We start from the raw sequence: 20,098 nt of genomic DNA, 5'->3' as shown, positions 1-20,098 counted from the left end.
GAACCTCACCCAATGAAGGTCAAGCCGAGCGTCAAGAAGATCTGCGACAAGTGCAGGGTGATCCGCCGTCACGGCCGGGTCATGGTCATCTGCGAAAACCCGCGCCACAAGCAGCGCCAGGGCTGACGCACGACCGCACCTTCTGCACCCGCAGAACTTCGCGCGACGCAGTACATGTTCATACGCAGAGCCCGGATCCACTGTTCACAGGGATCCGACACCCCCGGTCGGAGGCCGGGGACCCGATCCGTACCGAATCCTCGGGGTTTTCACCGACGAGGACGACGGCGGGCGGGATCCGGTTCTGCGGAAGACCTCCGAACGACAACTGGAGCCATTGAATGGCACGCGTTTCCGGTGTTGACATCCCGCGCGAAAAGCGCGTGGAGGTTGCCCTCACCTACGTGTTCGGCATCGGCCGGACCCTCTCGCAGAAGACGCTGGCCGACACCGGCGTCAACCCCGACACCCGCGTCCGTGACCTCTCCGAGGAGGAGCTGGTCCGGATCCGCGAGTACGTGGACAACAACTTCAAGACCGAGGGTGACCTCCGCCGTGAGGTTCAGGCCGACATCCGCCGCAAGGTCGAGATCGGCTGCTACCAGGGTCTGCGCCACCGCCGTGGCCTGCCCGTCCACGGCCAGCGCACCAGCACGAACGCGCGTACCCGCAAGGGCCCGCGTCGCGCCATCGCCGGCAAGAAGAAGCCGGGCAAGAAGTAGTCCTCAGCGGACAACGCTTCATCAGCGGTCTTCGCTGTAGGACCGACCACCTCCCCGTAGGAGATATAGATGCCCCCCAAGGGTCGTCAGGGCGCTGCCAAGAAGGTGCGCCGCAAGGAAAAGAAGAACGTCGCTCACGGGCACGCGCACATCAAGAGCACGTTCAACAACACGATCGTCTCGATCACCGACCCCTCGGGCAACGTGATCTCCTGGGCCTCCGCCGGCCACGTCGGCTTCAAGGGCTCGCGCAAGTCCACCCCCTTCGCCGCGCAGATGGCCGCCGAGTCGGCCGCCCGCCGCGCGCAGGAGCACGGCATGCGCAAGGTCGACGTCTTCGTCAAGGGTCCGGGCTCCGGCCGTGAGACCGCGATCCGCTCCCTCCAGGCCACCGGCCTCGAGGTCGGCTCGATCCAGGACGTGACGCCCACGCCGCACAACGGCTGCCGTCCGCCCAAGCGCCGTCGCGTCTGACGCACGGTTGTCTTAGTTTTTCCCGGGCTCGGGCGGTACGGCTCCTCGGAGTCGTGCCGCCCGTACCCTTGTAGTAACAGCAGGGCGTCAAATAGCGGGCGCCCATGACTGAAGGATCGCAACATGCTGATTGCTCAGCGTCCCTCGTTGACCGAAGAGGTCGTCGACGAATTCCGCTCCCGGTTCGTGATCGAGCCGCTGGAGCCGGGCTTCGGCTACACCCTCGGCAACTCCCTGCGCCGTACGCTCCTCTCCTCGATCCCCGGAGCCGCTGTCACCAGCATCCGGATCGACGGTGTCCTGCACGAGTTCACCACCGTGCCGGGCGTCAAGGAGGACGTCACCGACCTGATCCTCAACATCAAGCAGCTGGTCGTCTCCTCGGAGCACGACGAGCCGGTCGTGATGTACCTGCGCAAGCAGGGCCCGGGTCTGGTCACCGCCGCCGACATCGCGCCCCCGGCCGGTGTCGAGGTCCACAACCCCGACCTGGTCCTCGCCACGCTCAACGGCAAGGGCAAGCTGGAGATGGAGCTGACCGTCGAGCGCGGTCGCGGTTACGTCTCCGCCGTGCAGAACAAGCAGGTCGGTCAGGAGATCGGGCGCATCCCGGTCGACTCGATCTACTCGCCCGTTCTCAAGGTCACGTACAAGGTCGAGGCGACCCGTGTCGAGCAGCGCACCGACTTCGACAAGCTGATCGTCGACGTCGAGACCAAGCAGGCCATGCGTCCGCGTGACGCCATGGCGTCGGCCGGTAAGACCCTGGTCGAGCTGTTCGGTCTGGCGCGCGAGCTCAACATCGACGCCGAGGGCATCGACATGGGCCCGTCCCCGACGGACGCCGCCCTCGCCGCCGATCTCGCCCTGCCGATCGAGGAGCTCGAGCTCACCGTTCGGTCGTACAACTGCCTCAAGCGTGAGGGCATCCACTCCGTGGGTGAGCTCGTCGCCCGCTCCGAGGCCGACCTGCTCGACATCCGCAACTTCGGTGCGAAGTCGATCGACGAGGTCAAGGCGAAGCTGGCCGGCATGGGCCTGGCCCTGAAGGACAGCCCGCCCGGATTCGACCCGACCGCCGCCGCGGACGCCTTCGGCGCGGACGACGACGCGGATGCCGGGTTCGTCGAGACCGAGCAGTACTGAGCCGTTCCGCGAGATCGCTTCGCTGGATGGGTTGAGACATGACTGCGGGGCCGTCGTGGCTGGTCGCGCAGTTCCCCGCGCCCCTTATGGGGCGCGGGTCCTCCGGGGCCTTGAAAAGGGCTCCGGATCTTCGACAGGCGATCGCCTGCTCGGACACTGACCCCGGTACCTGATACGGCCGGGGCAGACACCTAGGAGAAACATCATGCCGAAGCCCACCAAGGGTGCCCGTATGGGTGGCAGCGCCGCGCACGAGAAGCTGCTTCTCGCGAACCTCGCGAAGTCGCTCTTCGAGCACGGCAAGATCACGACGACCGAGGCGAAGGCCCGCCGTCTGCGGCCGTACGCCGAGCGTCTGGTCACCAAGGCGAAGAAGGGTGACCTTCACAACCGCCGTCAGGTGCTCTCGGTCATCACGGACAAGAGCATCGTGCACACGCTCTTCACCGAGATCGGCCCGCGCTACGAGAACCGCCCGGGTGGCTACACCCGTATCACCAAGATCGGTAACCGTCGTGGCGACAACGCGCCCATGGCTGTCATCGAGCTGGTGGAGGCCCTGACCGTGGCCCAGCAGGCCACCGGTGAGGCCGAGGCGGCGACGAAGCGCTCCGCGAAGGACGCCGAGGTCGAGACCAAGGCCGAGGAGACTCAGGCCGAGGACGCCAAGGTCGACGTGACCAAGGGTGACGAGGCCGCCGAGGAGTCCAAGGACGCGTAAGCGTCTGCGGGGACCGTGCGTCGGCGGCTGCAGCGCTGTCGTGGCTTGTCGCGCAGTTCCCCGCGTCCCTTCGGGGGTTTTGCTTGAGCGGGTCCGTTCCTTTTCAGGAGCGGGCCCGCTTTTGTGTTGCTGAGAGGATTTCCAGGTGAGTGACGAAGTGGTGCCCGGTCATGTGCGGGTGCGGATGGACGTCTCGTACGACGGGAGCGAGTTCTCCGGGTGGGCCAAGCAGGCCGGCGGGCGCAGGACCGTACAGGGTGAGATCGAGGACGCGCTGCGGACCGTGACGCGGTCGGGCGAGACGGTGTACGAGCTGACCGTGGCCGGGCGGACCGATGCGGGGGTGCATGCCCGGGGGCAGGTGGCGCACGTCGATCTGCCCGGGGAGCTGTGGGCGGAGCACCGGGAGAAGCTGCTGAAGCGGCTGGCCGGGCGGCTGCCGAAGGACGTGCGGGTGTGGGCGCTGACCGAGGCGCCGAGCGGGTTCAACGCGCGGTTCTCGGCGATGTGGCGGCGGTACGCGTATTGCGTCACCGACAACCCCGGCGGGGTCGACCCCCTGCTGCGCAGCCATGTCCTGTGGCACGACTGGCCGCTCGACGTGGAGGCCATGAACGAGGCGGCCCAGGGGCTGCTCGGGGAGCACGACTTCGCCGCGTACTGCAAGAAGCGCGAGGGCGCCACGACTATCCGTACGTTGCAGGAGCTGCGGATGGAGCGGGGGAGCGACGGGGTCGTCACCGCCACCGTGCGGGCGGACGCCTTCTGCCACAACATGGTGCGCTCGCTGATCGGGGCGCTGCTGTTCGTGGGGGACGGGCACCGGGGCGCCGACTGGCCGGCGAAGGTGCTGGCCGCGGGGGTGCGGGACTCCGCCGTGCACGTGGTGCGGCCGCACGGGCTGACGCTGGAGGAGGTCGGCTATCCGGCCGACGAGCTGCTGGCCGCGCGGAACAAGGAGGCGCGGAACCGGCGGACGCTGCCGGCCGGCGGCTGCTGTTAGCCGCCTGCCGCGCCTGAGCGGTCCGGCCCCAGGAGGGCTCCACAAAACGCCCCTTATGGACCTCGACGAAATCCAGCTGTAACGCAGATCTTGGCGCCTTATATCGGACGTAAGGCGTCATGTCTGACTTACTTCCTCACGCGAATCTTACGCAGCTCTTGAAACTCGGTTATGATTTCGCGGCCCGGCCGGTTGTTCGAATGGGGTGGCTGGGTAAGGGGCGGGGATCATCGGGCTGCTGTATGCCCGGGGGTGGGTTTTTTCATGACTTCAGTAGGTCCTGTGCGGACCGCGGGGCGGCGCAGCACGCGCCAGACCGGGAAGCGGAGAGCCGGGCGCGGCGGTCAGGCATCGCTCGGGCTGCTGCCTCTGCCGCCGACGGAGAAGGAGAAGTACTCCTACGCCAGACGGAACCTGTGGATCCTGACGATCAGTTCGCTGGTCAGTTTCTGCTGTCTCATCATGAGCCAGTTCAAGCTGGCCCAGTCGACTCCCGTGCTGTGGATCTACACGCCGCTGCTGGTCTTCACGGTGATCTACTACCTGATCTCGCTGCGGGTAAACGGATTCACCCGGGATTTCGACATCAAGCACCACCGGCAGCTCGTGGCGAACTGGCGGCCCGAGACCTACCCGTCCGTCGACGTCTTCCTGCCGGTGTGCGGTGAGCCCATCGAGGTGCTGCACAACACCTGGACCCACGTGCGGGCGATGGCCGACCGGTATCCCGGTGTCTGCGTCCCCTTCGTGCTCGACGACGGAGCGAGCGCCGACCTGGAGGCGATGGCGCACGACTTCGGCTTCCGCTACGGCACCCGGGAGAACCGCGGCTGGTTCAAGAAGGCCGGCAACATGCACTTCGGCTTCGAGCAGTCGGACGGTGAGTTCATCCTCATCCTCGACGCCGACTTCACCCCGCGTGCGGATCTGCTCGAAGAGATGCTGCCGTACATGGACGAGAACCCGAAGACCGGCATCGTCCAGTCGCCGCAGTACTTCCGCGTCCTGGACTCGCAGAACTGGATCGAACGCGGTGCCGGCGCCGTGCAGGAGCTCTTCTACCGCTCCGTGCAGGTGTCCCGGCAGGGCAGCGACGGCGCCATCTGCGTCGGTTCGTGCGCCATCTACCGGCGGGCGGCCCTGGACGACAACGGCGGTACGACGCTGATCGAGCACTCCGAGGACGTCCACACGGGCTTCGACCTGCGGGGCCTCGGCTGGGACCTGCGGTACATCCCCGTCGCCGTGTCCACCGGGGTGTGCCCGGACAGCGCGGGCGCCTTCTTCAACCAGCAGTACCGCTGGTGCTCGGGGTCGATGAGCCTGCTCGGCAGCAAGAAGTTCTGGCAGCGGAAGATCAAGTTCTCCAGCCGCCTGTGCTACATGTCGGGCTTCTTCTACTACATCCACACGGCGCTGTTCACCTTCGCGGCGCCCGTGATCCCCGTCGTGCTGCTGCTGGTGATGCCGGACAAGCTCAAGGTCGAGCACCTGCTCCTGGTGCTGCCGAGCATCCTCTACACCACGATCATCTTCCCGATGTGGCACAAGGCGCCCTACCGCCTCGAAGCCTGGGCCGCCCGGATGATGTACGGCTGGGCGCACTTCTTCGCCATCTGGGACATCCTGCGCAAGAACCGCATGGGCTGGCAGCCCACCGGGTCCGCCGGCGCGAAGAAGAACAAGACCCGCCGCTTCTGGATCGGCATGTGGGTGTGGGGCGGCGGCACCGCCCTGATCTGGGTGGGTGCGGCGGTGTGGCGGCTGTTCACCATGAACGCCCCCGACTTCGCCCTCATCCTTTCCACCGGACTCTTCTACGCCCTGGTCGTCGGGCGTGTCCTGGTGCAGCCCCGAGCGGAGAGCGCCGTCTGATGCTGCTGACACGTGCACGCACCACCGTGGCGGGCTGCGCACTGGCCCTGTCCGCGCTGCTCGCGCTGAGCGGCTGTTCCGTACTGGACGACTCCGGCACGTCGGCGTCGTCCGAGGGCGGCGGCAGCGGCGGGGGCGGTTCGAAGGACGGCGGCACCGACGCCGGCATCCCCTACGACGTGACGCCGCTCCTCAAACCCGACAAGAAGTACTACGGCGCGGCCGTCGACGGCGCTCCGACCTCGATGAAGGGCGTCGACGCCTACACCGAGATGACCGGCAAGAAGCCGAACCTCGTCGAGTACTACGCGGCCTGGGGCGACGGCTTCGACGCCAAGGGCGTCCGCAACGCCTGGGCCGAGGGCGCCCTGACCCTGGTGTCCTGGGAGCCGTTCGACGTCACGCTCGCCGACATCGCGGCCGGCGAGAAGGACGCGTACCTCAAGGACTACGCGGCCGCCGTGCGCAAGCTGAACCTGCCGGTCGTCATCTCGTTCGCCGACGAGATGAACGGCCACTGGGAGAAGTGGGGCACCGAGAACGTCACGCCGGAGCAGTACGTGGCCGCGTGGAAGCACATCCACGACACGTTCACGGACGCCGGCGCCTCCAACGTGATCTGGGCCTGGTCGCCCAACATCGTCAACCCGGTCAAGAGCGTCGAGCTGGAGCCGTACTACCCCGGCGACGGCTACGTGGACTGGGTGGGCGTGATCGGCTACTTCACGCTGGAGGAGGACAACGCCTACGACAGCGTCTTCGGTCCGACCCTGGAACAGATCCGCACCTTCACGAAGAAGCCGGCGCTGATCCTGGAGACGGCCGCCGAGCCGGGTGAGCGCCGCCGGGCCGACGTGCGCAACCTGTTCGCCGGGGTCGAGGCGGACGACGACATGCTCGGGTTCGTCTGGTTCGACCACAAGAAGCGGGCCGACTGGCGCTTGGAGGTCAGCCCTCTCGCGCTCAAGGAGTTCAAGCGGCTGGCCGCCGACGACCGGTTCGGCTTCGACGTTCGGAAGCCGTGATGAATCGAAGCCAGCACACCGGTCCGCCGCAGTCCCACGACCCGTACGGCGCGCGGTACGACGACCAGTACGGGGACCAGTACGGGGATCAGTACGGCGACCAGTACGCCGACCCCTACGGGGAGCGCGACTCGTCCTCCTGGTTCAACTCCGACGGGCAGCCAGCGCAGGGCCACGCGCCGCAGCAGGGCTACGCGTACGACCCGCAGACGATCTACCCGCAGCAGCAGTACGCGACGGGCATCCCCGAGCAGCGGCAGCGCGAGGACCAGCCGACGTACGCGCTGCAGACCGTCGAGGAGAAACCGGCCGAGCCCTCGTACCACATTCCCGTGACGCCCGAGGCGGGCTGGGACATGGCGGCCAGCACGCGGCGGGCCTGGGTCAGCCGGGCCGTGCTGCTGTGCATCCTGGCGATCCAGGCGGTGCTGTCGCTACGGCTGTCCAACACGGCGTTCCAGGACGAGGCGCTGTATCTGGCCGCCGGGCACGCGGAACTGGACCACCTGCTCAACGGCACCCCGCTGCCCATCGACTACGCCGCGTACTTCTCGGGATCGCCCCAGCTCTACCCGGTGCTCGCGGCGCTGGTGGACGGCCAGTTCGGACTCACCGGCGCACGGCTGCTCAGCCTCTTCTTCATGCTCTGCACCACCGGGCTGCTGTACTCGTTCACGCGGCGGATGTTCAACGAGCGGGCCGCGCTCGCGGCCGCCGCGCTGTTCTCGGTGGTCCAGTCGACCGTCGTCATGGGCTACTTCGCCACCTACGACGCGGCCGCCGTGTTCCTGCTGGCCCTCGCCGTCTGGATCGTCGTCCGCACGAACCGCGCGCCGGCCTACGCGGTGCTGCTCGCCGCGCCCGTCGCGGTCCTCGCGGTCGGTGTGAAGTACGCCGCCGCGCTCTACCTGCCGACCATCGTCGTGCTCGCGCTGCTGACGGCCTGGCCGTACCGCGGGGCGAAGTCCGCCGTCGTGCGCATGCTGCTGCTCGGCCTCGGCATGGGCGCGCTGGCCGGGGCCGGTATGTACACCACCGATCTGCTCGCGGGCATCCAACAGACCACGACCGACCGTGCGCACGGCTCCGACAGCGCGCAGTTCCTGCTGCAGCGCTCGGCCGAGTGGGGCGGGCTGATGTTCCTGACGGCCGTCGGCGGCGCGGTCTCGTACGTCCGGCGCAGCCGGATGAACGAATCGCCGCTGGCGCAGCGCCTCGGCAACCCCGGCTGGCGCTGGCGGGCCCTGATGGGGCTGCTCCTGTGCGGCACGGCCGTGCTGGCCTCGGCGTACCAGATTCATCTCGGCACCGTCGTCTCGCTGTTCAAGCACGTCGGCTTCGGGCTGCTCTTCGCCGCGCCGATGGCCGGCGTGGGCGTGACCCGGCTCGTCGGCGCGCACTTCCGCTACCCCCAGCTCGGCATCATGCTGTGGACGGCGCTGCTGTGCCTCGGCATCTCGCAGGCCGACTGGCGCTTCGGCGTCTGGCCGGACTCCTCGAAGATGATCCGGACGATCCAGGCACATGTGAACTCCAAGGGGCACTACCTCAGTTCCACGCCCGAGGTGCCCGTCTACTACCTGCGCGAGAAGACCGACCACAGTCAGTGGCAGAGCGTCTTCGGCATGGAGTACAAGGCGAAGAAGGGCACGTACCTCACCGGCGACGACGCCTACCGCGCGGCGTTGCGCGACGGCGAGTTCGACCTGATCGTGCTCGACGGGATCACCAACCCGCGGGTCGACGACGTCATCGCCGGGGCGGTCAAGGGAAATCCGCACTACCGGCTGCTCGCCGACGTGCCGTGGCGCAACTCCAGCGGTACGGGGACGTACCGGATCTGGATCAAGACGTCCTGACCACGGCCGTTCTCCCTTCCCGCGCCGAATCCACCAGCTGAATCCTCTGTACGAAAGGCAGTGCCATGCGGCTCACTGTCATCGGCACCGGCTACCTCGGTGCCACCCATGCCGCCTGTATGGCGGAGCTCGGGCACGAGGTGCTCGGGGTCGACGTCGATCCGGACAAGGTCGCCGCGCTGCAGGCGGGGCGGGTGCCCTTCCACGAACCCGCGCTGCCGGAGCTGCTCGCGAAGCACACGGCGAGCGGACGGCTCCGGTTCACCACGTCCTACGAGGAGGCCGCGGCCTTCGGCCAGGTGCACTTCATCTGCGTCGGCACCCCGCAGCGCAAGGACTCCGAGGGCGCCGACCTGCGGTACGTCGACTCGGCGTTCGCGTCGATGGCCCGCCACGCGGACCCCGGCGCGCTCCTCGTGGGCAAGTCGACCGTGCCCGTGGGCACGGCCCAGCGGCTCGCCGGGACCCACGCGGTGGAGATCGCCTGGAACCCGGAGTTCCTGCGCGAGGGCTTCGCCGTCGAGGACACCCTGCGGCCCGACCGGCTGGTCCTCGGCATCGGATCGGAGCGTGCCGAAACGTTGCTGCGCGAGGTGTACGCGCCCGTCATCGGTGCGGGGACCCCGGTCGTCACCGCCGACTTCCCGACCGCCGAACTGGTCAAGACGGCCGCGAACGCGTTCCTCGCCACCAAGATCTCGTTCATCAACGCCATGGCGGAGGTGTGCGAGGCCACGGGCGGCGACGTCTCCGTCCTGGCGGAGGCGATCGGTCACGACGACCGGATCGGGAGGAAGTTCCTGCGGGCCGGGGTCGGCTTCGGCGGCGGCTGTCTGCCCAAGGACATCCGTGCCTTCGCGCACCGCGCCGACGAACTGGGGGTCTCGCTGGCGTTCCTGCGCGAGGTCGACGCGATCAACATGCGGCGCCGCGACCGGGTGGTCGAGCTGGCCCGTGAGCTGTGCGGGGGCACGGTTCTCGGGGCGCGGATCGCGGTGCTCGGCGCGGCCTTCAAACCGGACTCCGACGACATCCGCGACTCGCCGGCACTCAACGTGTCGGCGCGGCTGCGGCTCGACGGCGCCGACGTCACGGTCTACGACCCGGAGGCGATGGACAACGCCCGCAAGGCGTTCCCGCTGCTCGGGTACGCGCTGTCGGCGGAGGATGCGCTGCGCGGGGCCGACCTCGTGCTGCACCTGACCGAATGGCCGCAGTTCCGCGAACTCGCTCCGCAGCGGGCGCGCGCACTGGTCTCCCGTCCACGGATCGTGGACGGCAGGGGGATGCTCGACGGGGCCGCATGGGCCGCGGCGGGCTGGCAGTTCCGCGCGCTGGGAAGACCCGCGCCCGGTGGGGAGGGGTGAGGACATGATGGACAGATTCGAGGACGTGCGCGTCACCGTGGTGATGCCTACGTACAACGAAGCGGCCAATCTGCCGAGGATGGCCGAGGCTGTGCTGCAACTGCCGCTGAACGGGCTGCACTTGAAGGTGGTGGACGACTCCAGTCCGGACGGTACCGGACGGATCGCCGAGGAGCTCGCGGAGAAGTACAACAGCGACGGACCGCACCGGATGAGCGTGCTGCACCGGACCGCGAAGGACGGTCTCGGGCGCGCGTACGTCGCCGGCATGAGCGCCGCGGTCGACGAGGGCGCCGAGTACGTCGTGCAGATGGACGCCGACGGCAGCCATCCCGTGGAGGCGGTCCCCCGGATGCTCGGCACCGCCGTGGCCTCGGGCGTCGGTCTGGTCGTCGGCAGCCGGTACGTCGAGGGCGGCTCGCTCGACGAGGACTGGGGCGCGCACCGCGTGCTGTTGTCCCGCTTCGCCAACCGCTACGCGCGTACCGTGCTCGGCACGAAGATCCGTGACATCACCGCGGGCTTCAACCTCTGGTCCGCCGCGACCCTGCGCGACGTGGACCTGCACTCCCTGGACAGCGCCGGCTACAGCTTCCGGGTCGAGCTGAAGTACAAGGCCGTACGGGCCGGTCACAGCGCCGTGGAGATCCCCATCCGCTTCGAGGAGCGGACCGAGGGCGTCTCGAAGATGACCCTGCGCACCCAGCTCGAGTCGGCCCTGGTGCCGGTGAAGCTGCGCCTCAAGCACAAGTGACCCATGACCTCCGGCCGGCTCGGGAGGGGGCAGGTCTGGGGTGCTTGGTCGTCGGTGGGGTGCGGGTGGGTGGGGGCTGGTCGCGCAGTTCCCCGCGCCCCTTTGGGGCTGCGCCCCTGGGGGTGTGCCCCTGGAAACGATGCTGGTGCGGCTACTGGTCGGCGGTCGCCGCCGACGCCTGGGCCTCGCCGCGGCGGTGGATCTGGCGGAACGTGAACTCGGCCAGGTCGTCGCCGGTGCTGAAGACCTTGGTGTCCTTCTGGGTCACGTCCTTGCCGTTCGTGAATCCGGCGACCGTGAAGTAGGCGTAGCGGCCGTACGAGTTGGTCGTCGAGCGGCAGATCGCGGAGCGGCAGAAGACGGGGACGCCCTCACCGGAGAGCGACTGGACGACGCTCTGCTTGTCGGCGTCGGCCTTCGCCTTGAGCGCCTTGGCCTCGGTGTCGAAGACGGCCACGCCGACCGTCACCGCCACACCGTCCTTCGCATACGTGGCGCGCATCAGGCGGGTGCAGTCGTTCTTCGTGAGGACCGGGCCGAGCGTGCCCTGGGCGGCCGACGCGCAGGTCTTCGTGGACGCCAGCGCGCCCTTCTTGTAGACCGTCTCGCCCATCGTCAGCTGGGTGCCCGGGAAGAGGGTGTCGGGACCGAGTATCTCGGTGTCCTTCTTCACATCGGATATGAAGTCCTTCGGGTCCAGCGGCGGCGGCGCCGAGGTCTCCTCGAACGACGGGCCGGGGCCGGTGGTGTCCGACGGGATGTCCGCGGAGGTGGGCAGCTCGGAGGCGGGCCTGTTCGACGCCTGTTCGTTGCCGTCCGCCGATACCACGGCCACGGCGACCGCCGCGCCCACGGCGATGGTGGCGAGAGCGCCGCCGCCCACCAGCAGCCACCTGCGGCGCCGGTTGCGCGCCTCGGACGCCTCGGCCAACGCCGCCCAGTCGGGGGACCGGCTGTCCCACTGCGGCGGCTGAGAACCTGATCCCCCGGAACCCCACTGGGGTCCCCCCTGCCCAAAGCTCATGGGCCGCATCTTAGACGGGACAAGGGGTGTGCCGGGCCCCGCGTGCCCGCTCCGGGTCTCGCCGAAACCCGGCGGGCGCCCGTCGGCGGCTCCGCGTTTTGACCCGTACGGGCCACCGAAGGTATTCTTGCGGTTCGTTATGTGTATTGGCTTGCTCATTCTCACGTGAGGGGCCCTTACACCGGTCCACCGGGCCGATGACCAGCGGCAGGACTCGGTTGCGTCACCGAGGTCCGCCAGGGCTGTCGTACATCGTCCGTGGTGGCCCATTGTCAGGACCCACTCACTGAAGAAGCGAAGGCTACGACCGTGCGTACGTTCAGCCCCAAGCCCGGCGACATCACTCGCCAGTGGTACGTCATCGACGCCCAGGATGTCGTCCTGGGTCGTCTGGCAACCACTGCCGCGAACATCCTGCGGGGCAAGCACAAGCCGATTTACGCCCCGCACGTCGACGCTGGTGACTTCGTCATCATCGTCAACGCCGACAAGGTGCACCTCTCCGGCAACAAGAAGACCCAGAAGCTGGCGTACCGCCACTCCGGTTACCCGGGTGGTCTGCGCTCCGTCCGTTACGACGAGCTGCTGGCGAAGAACCCCGAGAAGGCCGTCGAGAAGGCCATCAAGGGCATGATCCCCAAGAACACCCTGGGCCGTCAGGTGCTCTCGAAGCTGAAGGTCTACTCGGGCGACCAGCACCCGCACGCTGCCCAGCAGCCGGTGCCGTTCGAGATCACCCAGGTCGCGCAGTAGTTCCGGCCACCCCCTAAGACGAAAAAGAATCTGAGGAGAATCGTGGCCGAGACCACCGTTGAGCAGCCGGTCGAAGAGAACGAGACCGAGCTCGTCGACGTCGAGCAGTACACCACCGAGTCCGAGGTGCCCGTCGAGGGCGAGTACACCTCGGAGTCCCTCGCGGGCCGCTTCGGCGACCCGCAGCCGGCGGCCGGCCTGGGCCGTCGCAAGAACGCCATCGCCCGCGTCCGGATCGTCCCGGGCTCCGGCAAGTGGAAGGTCAACGGGCGCACGCTCGAGGACTACTTCCCGAACAAGGTGCACCAGCAGGAAGTCAACGAGCCCTTCAAGGTGCTCGAGCTCGACGGCCGCTACGACGTCGTCGCCCGCATCTCGGGTGGCGGCGTGTCCGGTCAGGCCGGTGCCCTGCGCCTCGGCGTGGCCCGCGCGCTGAACGAGGCCGACGTGGACAACAACCGCGGCGCCCTGAAGAAGGCCGGTTACCTCAAGCGTGACGACCGTGCGGTCGAGCGCAAGAAGGCCGGTCTCAAGAAGGCCCGTAAGGCCCCGCAGTACAGCAAGCGCTAAATCCCGCTCGCTGTTCTGCACGCATCGCCCCGGCGGCACGTTCTGTGTCGCCGGGGCGTTCGTTTATCACCGGCTGTGGACCCGGGCCCCGCGTGCGGGAGCCGGATATCGCGGATTTCGGCCACAGCATGGGAACAGACCTGGGAGATGTACAGGCCCGGGGGATATACCTGACAAAGGCCGGAGCCGGGCTCTCGGCCGAGCCGCACATTCTGAGTAAGCCTGTGCAGACCTGCGCACACCCGCGGGGACCTGTGTAGACCTGAGCAAGTTCGGAGGACACCAGTGGGACGACTCTTCGGGACGGACGGCGTACGCGGGGTCGCCAACGCGGATCTGACGGCCGAGCTCACGCTCGGCCTCTCCGTGGCGGCGGCGCACGTACTGGCCGAGGCGGGAACCTTCGAGGGCCACCGGCCGACCGCGGTGGTCGGACGGGATCCGCGCGCGTCCGGGGAGTTCCTGGAAGCCGCCGTGGTCGCGGGCCTCGCCAGCGCCGGCGTGGACGTGCTGCGGGTCGGCGTCCTGCCGACCCCCGCGGTGGCGTATCTCACCGGCGCCCTCCGTGCCGACCTCGGCGTGATGCTCTCCGCGAGCCACAACGCCATGCCGGACAACGGCGTCAAGTTCTTCGCCCGCGGCGGGCACAAGCTCGCCGACGAGCTGGAGGACCGGATCGAGGCCGTCTACGAGGAGCACCGCACCGGCGCCCCCTGGGACCGCCCGACCGGCGCCGGCGTCGGACGCGTCCGCTCGTACGAGGAGGGCTTCGAGGCGTACGTCACCCATCTCCTCACCGCCGTCCCGAACCGGCTGGACGGGCTGAAGGTCGTCCTCGACGAGGCGCACGGCGCGGCCGCGCGGGTCTCGCCCGAGGCGTTCACGCGCGCCGGCGCCGAGATCGTCACGATCGGTGCCGAGCCCGACGGCCTCAACATCAACGACGGCTGCGGCTCCACCCACCTCGACCTGCTGAAGGCCGCCGTCCTGGAGCACGGCGCCGATCTCGGCATCGCGCACGACGGCGACGCCGACCGCTGCCTGGCCGTGGACCACACCGGCGCGGAGGTCGACGGGGACCAGATCCTGGCCGTCCTCGCGCTCGCGATGCGGGAGCGCTCCGAGCTGCGGTCCGACACCGTCGTCGCCACGGTCATGTCGAACCTCGGGTTCAAGCTGGCCATGGAGGGCGCGGGGGTGTCCCTCGTGCAGACCGCGGTCGGGGACCGGTATGTGCTGGAGGAGATGAAGGAGCACGACTACGCGCTCGGCGGCGAGCAGTCGGGGCACGTGATCATCCTGGACCACGCGACCACGGGTGACGGGACGCTGACCGGACTGCTGCTGGCGGCCCGGGTCGCGGAGACCGGTCGTACGCTGCGGGAACTCGCGTCCGTGATGGAGCGGTTGCCGCAGGTCCTCATCAACGTGCCGGACGTGGACCGGTCCCGGGTGTCGACCTCCGCGGAGCTGGCCTCCGCCGTCACCGAGGCCGAGCGGGAACTCGGGTCCACCGGGCGGGTGTTGCTGCGGCCTTCCGGGACCGAACCGCTGGTACGGGTCATGGTGGAGGCGGCCGACATCGATCAGGCGCGGGCCGTGGCGGGGCGGCTGGCCGACGCGGTCAAGTCCGCGCTGGGGTGAATGTCGGGGCCGGGTAGGGGGCGGGGGCCGGGCGGCGTCGCGGGGTGCGGGTCCGCTGTGGCTGGTCGCGCAGTTCCCCGCGCCCCTGAAGGGCGCGGCCGGTGGTCAGAGTTTCCGCAGACTCAATCTCTGGACCTTGTGGTCCGGGCCCTTGCGGACCACGAGGGTGGCGCGGCCGCGGGTCGGGGCCACGTTCTCCAGGAGGTTGACCTTGTTGATGGTCCGCCAGGTCGTCCGGGCGTAGTCGAGGGCCTCCTCCTCGGAGACCTGGGTGTACTTGCGGAAGTACGAGGACGGGTCCTGGAAGGCCGTCTCGCGCAGGCGGCGGAAACGGTTCAGGTACCAGCCCTCGATGTCCTCCGCCCGCGCGTCCACGTACACGCTGAAGTCGAAGTAGTCGGCGAGGCCGACCCGGGTGCGGCCGTCCTTGCCGGGCAGGGCGGGCTGCAGGACGTTCAGCCCTTCGACGATCAGGATGTCGGGGCGGCGTACGGTGAGCAGCGCGCCGGGGACCCGGTCGTAGATGAGGTGGGAGTAGACGGGGGCCGTCACCTCGTCCTTGCCGGCCTTGATGTCCGCGACGAACCGGGTCAGCGCCCGGCGGTCGTACGACTCCGGGAAGCCCTTTCTGGACATCAGGCCCCGTGCCTGGAGCTCCTTGGTGGGCAGCAGGAAGCCGTCCGTGGTGACCAGTTCCACCCGTGGGTGCTCGGGCCAGCGGGACAGCAGGGCCTGCAGGAGGCGGGCGACGGTGGACTTGCCGACGGCGACCGAACCGGCCACGCCTATCACGAACGGCGTGCCGGACTGGGAGCCCTTCTCGCCGAGGAAGGTGTTGAGGGCGCCGCGCAGGCCGTCGGTGGCGCCGACGTAGAGATTGAGGAGCCGGGACAGCGGCAGATAGATGTCCCGTACCTCGTCGAGATCGATGACATCGCCCAGACCGCGCAGCTTCTCCACCTCCCCGGCGGTCAGCGGGAGCGGCGTCTTCTCACGCAGCGCACTCCACTGGGTGCGGGTGAGGTCGACGTAGGGAGTCGCCTCCGGCCTGGGCCGGTGGGCGCTCCGCGGCAGCGACGGCAATGCGGAGACCGGTGGGATCACAGTCCATTGTTACGGCAGTTTGAACGAAGCGCCGGGTGGAGTCCGTCACGCCGGTGCGTTCCGCCGGGGATTGCGCCGGGAATTCCCTCCGCGCTCGACCCGCGCCCCGCCCACATCCGACCCGCGCCCGACTCCCGCCTCCGTGCGCTCCCGTCCGCCGTCCGTCCGGGTGCTCCGCGCGTCCGGACCCTGGACCGGCGGGTCGTACGGGCATAGCGTGCCGCCCACCCGGGAGCGAGCCGCCTCCCGGGACGCCAGGGGTGGGGATGGTCGTCATGACCGTACGTTTCCGAGTGCGTGGCCTCGTCGGAGGGAGACCCGGGCGCCGACGGGCGGACGGCGAGGGTCTTGAGGGCAGGGTCCGCAGCGAACTGGCGCTCGACCTGCCGGACGAGGACCTGGGGGAGTACCTCTACGACTGCATCGACCTGTACGAGATGGGCAGCAAACCGCGCTGCGAGGAGGTCGAGTACCTCGGGATGGTGCAGGAGGCGATCGACCGGATCGAGCGGGGGGAGTGAAGCGCGTGGGGGGAGTGCCGGGGGCGCGGGAATTTCCGATATCGGGCACGCGATGCCGCGGTGGGGCGTGCGTCGGCCCTTAGGCTGCCGCCATGTGCGGAATCGTGGGATACGTGGGGTCGCAGTCGGCGCTCGATGTCGTGGTGGCCGGGCTGAAGCGGCTGGAGTACCGGGGTTACGACTCGGCCGGTGTGGCCGTGCTCGCGGACGGCGGGATGGCCGCCGCGAAGAAGGCCGGCAAGCTCGCCAATCTGGAGAAAGAACTGGTCGAGCGGCCACTGCCGACCGGTTCGACGGGGATCGGGCACACGCGCTGGGCCACCCATGGCGGCCCGACCGACACGAACGCGCATCCGCATCTCGACAACGCCGGGCGGGTCGCTGTCGTCCACAACGGCATCATCGAGAACTTCGCCGCCCTGCGCGCCGAGCTGGCCGAGCGCGGGCACGCGCTGGCGTCCGAGACCGACACCGAGGTCGTCGCGCACCTGCTCGCCGAGGAGTTCTCCGCCTGCGCGGACCTCGCGGAGGCCATGCGGCTGGTGTGCCGGCGCCTTGAGGGGGCCTTCACCCTGGTGGCCGCGCACGCCGACGAGCCGGACGTGGTCGTCGGGGCGCGGCGCAACTCGCCGCTCGTCGTGGGCGTCGGGGAGGGCGAGGCGTTCCTCGCCTCCGACGTCGCCGCCTTCATCGCGCACACGCGGTCCGCGATCGAGCTGGGGCAGGACCAGGTGGTCGAGCTGCGGCGCGAAGGGGTGAGCGTCACCGGGTTCGACGGGGCGCCGGCCGAGACACGGTCGTACCACGTCGACTGGGACGTGTCCGCCGCCGAGAAGGGCGGCTACGACTACTTCATGCTCAAGGAGATCGCCGAGCAGCCGAAGGCGGTCGCCGACACGCTGCTCGGACGGATCGACTCCGGCGGCTCGCTGACGCTCGACGAGGTACGGATCTCGCCGGGGGCGCTGCGGGAGGTCGACAAGGTCGTGGTGGTGGCGTGCGGGACCGCCTTCCACGCCGGGCTGATCGCCAAGTACGCCATCGAGCACTGGACGCGGATCCCCTGCGAGGTCGAACTCGCGAGCGAGTTCCGGTACCGGGACCCGATCCTGGACGCGCAGACGCTGGTGATCGCCATCTCGCAGTCCGGGGAGACCATGGACACGCTGATGGCGCTGCGGCACGCGCGGGAGCAGGGGGCCAAGGTGCTCGCCGTCTGCAACACCAACGGGTCGACGATCCCGCGCGAGTCGGACGCCGTGCTCTACACGCACGCGGGGCCCGAGGTGGCGGTCGCCTCGACGAAGGCGTTCCTGACGCAGCTCGTGGCCTGCTACCTGGTGGCGCTGTACCTGGGGCAGGTGCGCGGCACGAAGTGGGGGGACGAGATCCAGGCCGTCGTCCGCGACCTGTCCCGTATCTCCGACGAGGTCGAACGGGTCCTGGAGACGATGGAGCCGGTACGGGAGCTGGCGCGGTCGTTGGCGGACAAGGACACGGTGCTGTTCCTGGGCCGGCACGTGGGCTACCCGGTGGCCCTGGAGGGGGCCCTCAAGCTCAAGGAACTCGCCTACATGCACGCCGAGGGCTTCGCGGCGGGCGAGCTGAAGCACGGGCCGATCGCGCTGATCGAGGAGGACCTGCCGGTCGTCGTGGTCGTGCCGTCCCCGCGCGGGCGGTCCGTCCTGCACGACAAGATCGTGTCGAACATCCAGGAGATCCGGGCGCGTGGGGCGCGGACGATCGTGATCGCGGAGGAGGGCGACGAGACGGTGGTCCCCTACGCGGACCACCTGATCCGGATCCCCGCCACGCCCGTGCTGTTGCAGCCGCTGGTGGCGACGGTCCCACTCCAGGTCTTCGCCTGTGAACTGGCCACCGCCCGGGGCAACGAGGTGGACCAGCCACGCAACCTGGCGAAGTCGGTGACAGTGGAGTAGCCGTGCTTCTGGGCTTCGGCAACCTTACAAAGACGATTTCGAAAGGCGCAGAGCTGCGCTCTGTAAGGCGAGCCGGCTCGACGACGGCGGGAACGATTCTCCGCCGCTCGAATGGGTGAACGCAGCTGCTTGTCCGGATCTTCGGCCTTTTACCACGCCAAGGTCGTACACATGCCACATCAGCTCACGAGGGCATGCACCGGATCTTTCAGGAGCGGCCCGAAATCCTGACACCTGTCTTCGAGGTGTTGGGTGTCCCGTTGCCTGCGAAGGCGATCGTGGACGCCGTCACGACGGACGTGACGGAGGCGAAACCGCTGGAGCGGCGCGTGGACACGGTTCTGCGCATCGGGCCGTCCGACGGTGAGGACTTCCTGCTCGCCATCGAGTCCCAGTCGGCCAGGAACAAGGAGAAGGCGGCGAGCTGGGCGTATTACGTCGCGTACCTCCAGTCGAAGTTCGGCCTGCCCGTACTGCTCGTGGTGGTCTGTCAGGACGGGGCCACGGCCAAGTGGGCAGCGGGCCCCTTCGACTGCGGCACGCGCGGGTGGACCGCTCAGCGGACGTATCCGCTGGTCGCCGGGCCGGACAATCTGCCGGTGATCACCGATGCCAGGACTGCGGGGAAAAACCTCGCGCTGGCCGTGCTCTCCGCCGTGGCCCATGCCCGCAGTCCTGAGTGCGGCGCCATACTGGAGGCCGTCGCCCGCGCCGTTCAGGAACTTCACGACGCGGATCCCGAGACCGCCGGCTACTTCGCCGAATTCCTGGACATCACTCTGGGGAACACCCCAGCCGGAGACAGATGGAGGAAAGACATGTCGTTCGTCAGCTACTTCCCCGGCCGGGGAACCGTCCGTGAGACGGCTTACCTGGAGGGCAAAGCAGAAGGGGAGGCGGAGGGGAAGGCCGCGGGTGAGGCCAAGGGGATTCTGTCTGTCCTTGAGGTGCGTGGCGTCCCCGTGGACGAGCGTGTGCGTGAGCGCATCACCAGTTGTACCGACCTTGCCCGCATGGACGCCTGGCTGGAGCGGTCCCGGACCGTCGAGCGGGCCGAGGATCTGTTCGCCGGAGATCCGGACCCGCAGCCGGTGGACGGATCGTAGAGTGCGCGGATGAGCATCATCGGTGTCGGGATCGACGTGGCCGAGATCGAGCGGTTCGCCACGTCTCTGGAGCGGACGGGTGGGATGGCCGAACGGCTGTTCCTGCCGAGTGAGTTGCTGCTGCCCAGTGGGGAGCGGCGTGGGGTTGCCTCCCTTGCCGCGCGCTTCGCGGCGAAGGAGGCGCTCGCCAAGGCGCTCGGTGCGCCGGGGGGGTTGCGCTGGACCGATGCCGAGGTCTTCGTCGAGGAGAGTGGGCAGCCGCGGCTTCGGGTGACCGGGACGGTTGCTGCGCGGGCGGCGGAGTTGGGGGTGCGGGGGTGGCATGTTTCGTTGAGCCATGATGCGGGGGTTGCTTCTGCCGTGGTGATCGCCGAGGGGTGACGGGGCTGTTGCGGGGTGCGTGGTGTGGCTGGGCCCCGTTTTCGTCTGCGGGTGCGCTGTGGCTGGTCGCGCAGTTCCCCGCGCCCCTAAAAGATTGCGCTGTTCCCCG

The 20,098-nt window shown here is 68.9% G+C and carries 20 protein-coding genes; 18 read left to right on the top strand and 2 right to left on the bottom strand.

Going from position 1 to position 20,098, the window contains the following annotated elements; all coding sequences use genetic code 11:
• Positions 1-12: 12 nt before the first annotated feature.
• The 11 genes from rpmJ to ACFYXC_RS31055 all read left to right on the top strand — a co-directional run bounded on the left by rpmJ (position 13) and on the right by ACFYXC_RS31055 (position 10,946).
• A complete protein-coding gene (rpmJ, locus tag ACFYXC_RS31105) occupies positions 13-126 on the top strand; it encodes a 50S ribosomal protein L36 (protein WP_003998809.1) in 114 nt (37 codons plus the stop codon).
• A 215-nt stretch (positions 127-341) separates the two neighbouring features.
• A complete protein-coding gene (gene rpsM / locus ACFYXC_RS31100; protein WP_055513621.1) occupies positions 342-722 on the top strand; it encodes a 30S ribosomal protein S13 in 381 nt (126 codons plus the stop codon).
• 69 nt (positions 723-791) lie between these two features.
• Positions 792-1,196 carry a 30S ribosomal protein S11 gene (gene rpsK, locus ACFYXC_RS31095; protein ID WP_003956432.1) on the top strand — a complete coding sequence of 135 codons (405 nt, stop codon included), beginning with the start codon at positions 792-794 and terminating at the stop codon, positions 1,194-1,196.
• 123 nt (positions 1,197-1,319) lie between these two features.
• A complete protein-coding gene (locus ACFYXC_RS31090) occupies positions 1,320-2,342 on the top strand; it encodes a DNA-directed RNA polymerase subunit alpha (RefSeq protein ID WP_003966937.1) in 1,023 nt (340 codons plus the stop codon).
• Between the two features lie 205 nt (positions 2,343-2,547).
• A complete protein-coding gene (gene rplQ / locus ACFYXC_RS31085; RefSeq protein ID WP_389555358.1) occupies positions 2,548-3,063 on the top strand; it encodes a 50S ribosomal protein L17 in 516 nt (171 codons plus the stop codon).
• A 145-nt stretch (positions 3,064-3,208) separates the two neighbouring features.
• On the top strand, positions 3,209-4,066 hold the full coding sequence (gene truA, locus ACFYXC_RS31080; protein WP_389555356.1) for a tRNA pseudouridine(38-40) synthase TruA: 858 nt from the start codon (positions 3,209-3,211) through the stop codon (positions 4,064-4,066).
• A 264-nt stretch (positions 4,067-4,330) separates the two neighbouring features.
• Positions 4,331-5,941, top strand: coding sequence for a glycosyltransferase family 2 protein (locus ACFYXC_RS31075; protein WP_388920555.1), 1,611 nt, complete (start codon positions 4,331-4,333; stop codon positions 5,939-5,941).
• Positions 5,941-6,966 carry a glycoside hydrolase family 26 protein gene (locus ACFYXC_RS31070; protein ID WP_389555354.1) on the top strand — a complete coding sequence of 342 codons (1,026 nt, stop codon included), beginning with the start codon at positions 5,941-5,943 and terminating at the stop codon, positions 6,964-6,966. Before ACFYXC_RS31075 ends, ACFYXC_RS31070 begins: the two co-directional genes overlap by 1 nt.
• Positions 6,966-8,825: an ArnT family glycosyltransferase gene (locus ACFYXC_RS31065; RefSeq protein ID WP_389555352.1), complete on the top strand. Its 1,860-nt coding sequence runs from the start codon at positions 6,966-6,968 to the stop codon at positions 8,823-8,825. The genes ACFYXC_RS31070 and ACFYXC_RS31065 overlap by 1 nt, the downstream gene beginning before the upstream one ends.
• A 65-nt stretch (positions 8,826-8,890) precedes the next feature.
• Entirely contained in the window at positions 8,891-10,192 is a 1,302-nt protein-coding gene (locus tag ACFYXC_RS31060) for a UDP-glucose dehydrogenase family protein (RefSeq protein WP_389555351.1), read from the top strand.
• 4 nt (positions 10,193-10,196) lie between these two features.
• Positions 10,197-10,946, top strand: a complete 750-nt coding sequence (locus ACFYXC_RS31055; protein WP_389555349.1) for a polyprenol monophosphomannose synthase — start codon at positions 10,197-10,199, stop codon at positions 10,944-10,946.
• A 151-nt stretch (positions 10,947-11,097) separates the two neighbouring features.
• On the opposite strand, the gene ACFYXC_RS31050 is transcribed toward ACFYXC_RS31055, so the two are convergent.
• Positions 11,098-11,970: a hypothetical protein gene (locus ACFYXC_RS31050; protein WP_388920539.1), complete on the bottom strand. Its 873-nt coding sequence runs from the start codon at positions 11,968-11,970 to the stop codon at positions 11,098-11,100.
• Between the two features lie 309 nt (positions 11,971-12,279).
• On the opposite strand from ACFYXC_RS31050, the gene rplM reads away from it, so the two are divergent.
• The 3 genes from rplM (at position 12,280) to glmM (ending at position 14,937) form a co-directional block, all read left to right on the top strand.
• Positions 12,280-12,723: a 50S ribosomal protein L13 gene (gene rplM / locus ACFYXC_RS31045; protein ID WP_389555348.1), complete on the top strand. Its 444-nt coding sequence runs from the start codon at positions 12,280-12,282 to the stop codon at positions 12,721-12,723.
• Between the two features lie 42 nt (positions 12,724-12,765).
• Positions 12,766-13,293, top strand: coding sequence for a 30S ribosomal protein S9 (gene rpsI / locus ACFYXC_RS31040; RefSeq protein ID WP_388920535.1), 528 nt, complete (start codon positions 12,766-12,768; stop codon positions 13,291-13,293).
• A 285-nt stretch (positions 13,294-13,578) separates the two neighbouring features.
• Complete coding sequence (gene glmM / locus ACFYXC_RS31035; RefSeq protein ID WP_389555347.1) at positions 13,579-14,937, top strand: phosphoglucosamine mutase; 1,359 nt, start codon at positions 13,579-13,581, stop codon at positions 14,935-14,937.
• Positions 14,938-15,042: 105 nt separating this feature from the next.
• Here glmM and coaA read toward each other — a convergent pair whose 3' ends face one another.
• Positions 15,043-16,011 (bottom strand): type I pantothenate kinase, encoded by a 969-nt coding sequence (gene coaA / locus ACFYXC_RS31030; RefSeq protein ID WP_388920797.1) that lies wholly within the window; start codon positions 16,009-16,011, stop codon positions 15,043-15,045.
• A gap of 305 nt (positions 16,012-16,316) precedes the next feature.
• Between coaA and ACFYXC_RS31025 the strand changes: the two genes are divergently transcribed.
• From ACFYXC_RS31025 to ACFYXC_RS31010, 4 genes are all read left to right on the top strand, one after another.
• Positions 16,317-16,562 carry a hypothetical protein gene (locus tag ACFYXC_RS31025; RefSeq protein WP_388920528.1) on the top strand — a complete coding sequence of 82 codons (246 nt, stop codon included), beginning with the start codon at positions 16,317-16,319 and terminating at the stop codon, positions 16,560-16,562.
• A 92-nt stretch (positions 16,563-16,654) separates the two neighbouring features.
• Positions 16,655-18,502 (top strand): glutamine--fructose-6-phosphate transaminase (isomerizing), encoded by a 1,848-nt coding sequence (gene glmS, locus ACFYXC_RS31020; protein WP_389555345.1) that lies wholly within the window; start codon positions 16,655-16,657, stop codon positions 18,500-18,502.
• A 194-nt stretch (positions 18,503-18,696) separates the two neighbouring features.
• Positions 18,697-19,608, top strand: coding sequence for a hypothetical protein (locus ACFYXC_RS31015; protein WP_389555343.1), 912 nt, complete (start codon positions 18,697-18,699; stop codon positions 19,606-19,608).
• Positions 19,609-19,617: 9 nt separating this feature from the next.
• Positions 19,618-19,989 (top strand): holo-ACP synthase, encoded by a 372-nt coding sequence (locus ACFYXC_RS31010; RefSeq protein WP_388920520.1) that lies wholly within the window; start codon positions 19,618-19,620, stop codon positions 19,987-19,989.
• The last annotated feature ends 109 nt before the right edge of the window (positions 19,990-20,098 follow it).

The organism is Streptomyces sp. NPDC002701 (assembly GCF_042889045.1).
Taxonomy (GTDB): Bacteria; Actinomycetota; Actinomycetes; order Streptomycetales; family Streptomycetaceae; genus Streptomyces.
The sequence above is the reverse complement of the archived record's forward strand: the minus strand, read 5'-3'. Positions and strand labels throughout refer to the sequence as shown.

What these genes read in the sequence shown, in the direction of transcription:
- rpmJ (WP_003998809.1), top strand. Translation starts at nt 13, where the DNA reads ATGAAGGTCAAGCCGAGCGTCAAGAAGATCTGCGACAAGTGCAGGGTG.
- rpsM (WP_055513621.1), top strand. Translation starts at nt 342, where the DNA reads ATGGCACGCGTTTCCGGTGTTGACATCCCGCGCGAAAAGCGCGTGGAG.
- rpsK (WP_003956432.1), top strand. Translation starts at nt 792, where the DNA reads ATGCCCCCCAAGGGTCGTCAGGGCGCTGCCAAGAAGGTGCGCCGCAAG.
- ACFYXC_RS31090 (WP_003966937.1), top strand. Translation starts at nt 1,320, where the DNA reads ATGCTGATTGCTCAGCGTCCCTCGTTGACCGAAGAGGTCGTCGACGAA.
- rplQ (WP_389555358.1), top strand. Translation starts at nt 2,548, where the DNA reads ATGCCGAAGCCCACCAAGGGTGCCCGTATGGGTGGCAGCGCCGCGCAC.
- ACFYXC_RS31075 (WP_388920555.1), top strand. Translation starts at nt 4,331, where the DNA reads ATGACTTCAGTAGGTCCTGTGCGGACCGCGGGGCGGCGCAGCACGCGC.
- ACFYXC_RS31070 (WP_389555354.1), top strand. Translation starts at nt 5,941, where the DNA reads ATGCTGCTGACACGTGCACGCACCACCGTGGCGGGCTGCGCACTGGCC.
- ACFYXC_RS31065 (WP_389555352.1), top strand. Translation starts at nt 6,966, where the DNA reads ATGAATCGAAGCCAGCACACCGGTCCGCCGCAGTCCCACGACCCGTAC.
- ACFYXC_RS31060 (WP_389555351.1), top strand. Translation starts at nt 8,891, where the DNA reads ATGCGGCTCACTGTCATCGGCACCGGCTACCTCGGTGCCACCCATGCC.
- ACFYXC_RS31055 (WP_389555349.1), top strand. Translation starts at nt 10,197, where the DNA reads ATGATGGACAGATTCGAGGACGTGCGCGTCACCGTGGTGATGCCTACG.
- ACFYXC_RS31050 (WP_388920539.1), bottom strand. Translation starts at nt 11,970, where the DNA reads ATGAGCTTTGGGCAGGGGGGACCCCAGTGGGGTTCCGGGGGATCAGGT.
- ACFYXC_RS31025 (WP_388920528.1), top strand. Translation starts at nt 16,317, where the DNA reads ATGACCGTACGTTTCCGAGTGCGTGGCCTCGTCGGAGGGAGACCCGGG.
- glmS (WP_389555345.1), top strand. Translation starts at nt 16,655, where the DNA reads ATGTGCGGAATCGTGGGATACGTGGGGTCGCAGTCGGCGCTCGATGTC.
- ACFYXC_RS31015 (WP_389555343.1), top strand. Translation starts at nt 18,697, where the DNA reads ATGCACCGGATCTTTCAGGAGCGGCCCGAAATCCTGACACCTGTCTTC.
- ACFYXC_RS31010 (WP_388920520.1), top strand. Translation starts at nt 19,618, where the DNA reads ATGAGCATCATCGGTGTCGGGATCGACGTGGCCGAGATCGAGCGGTTC.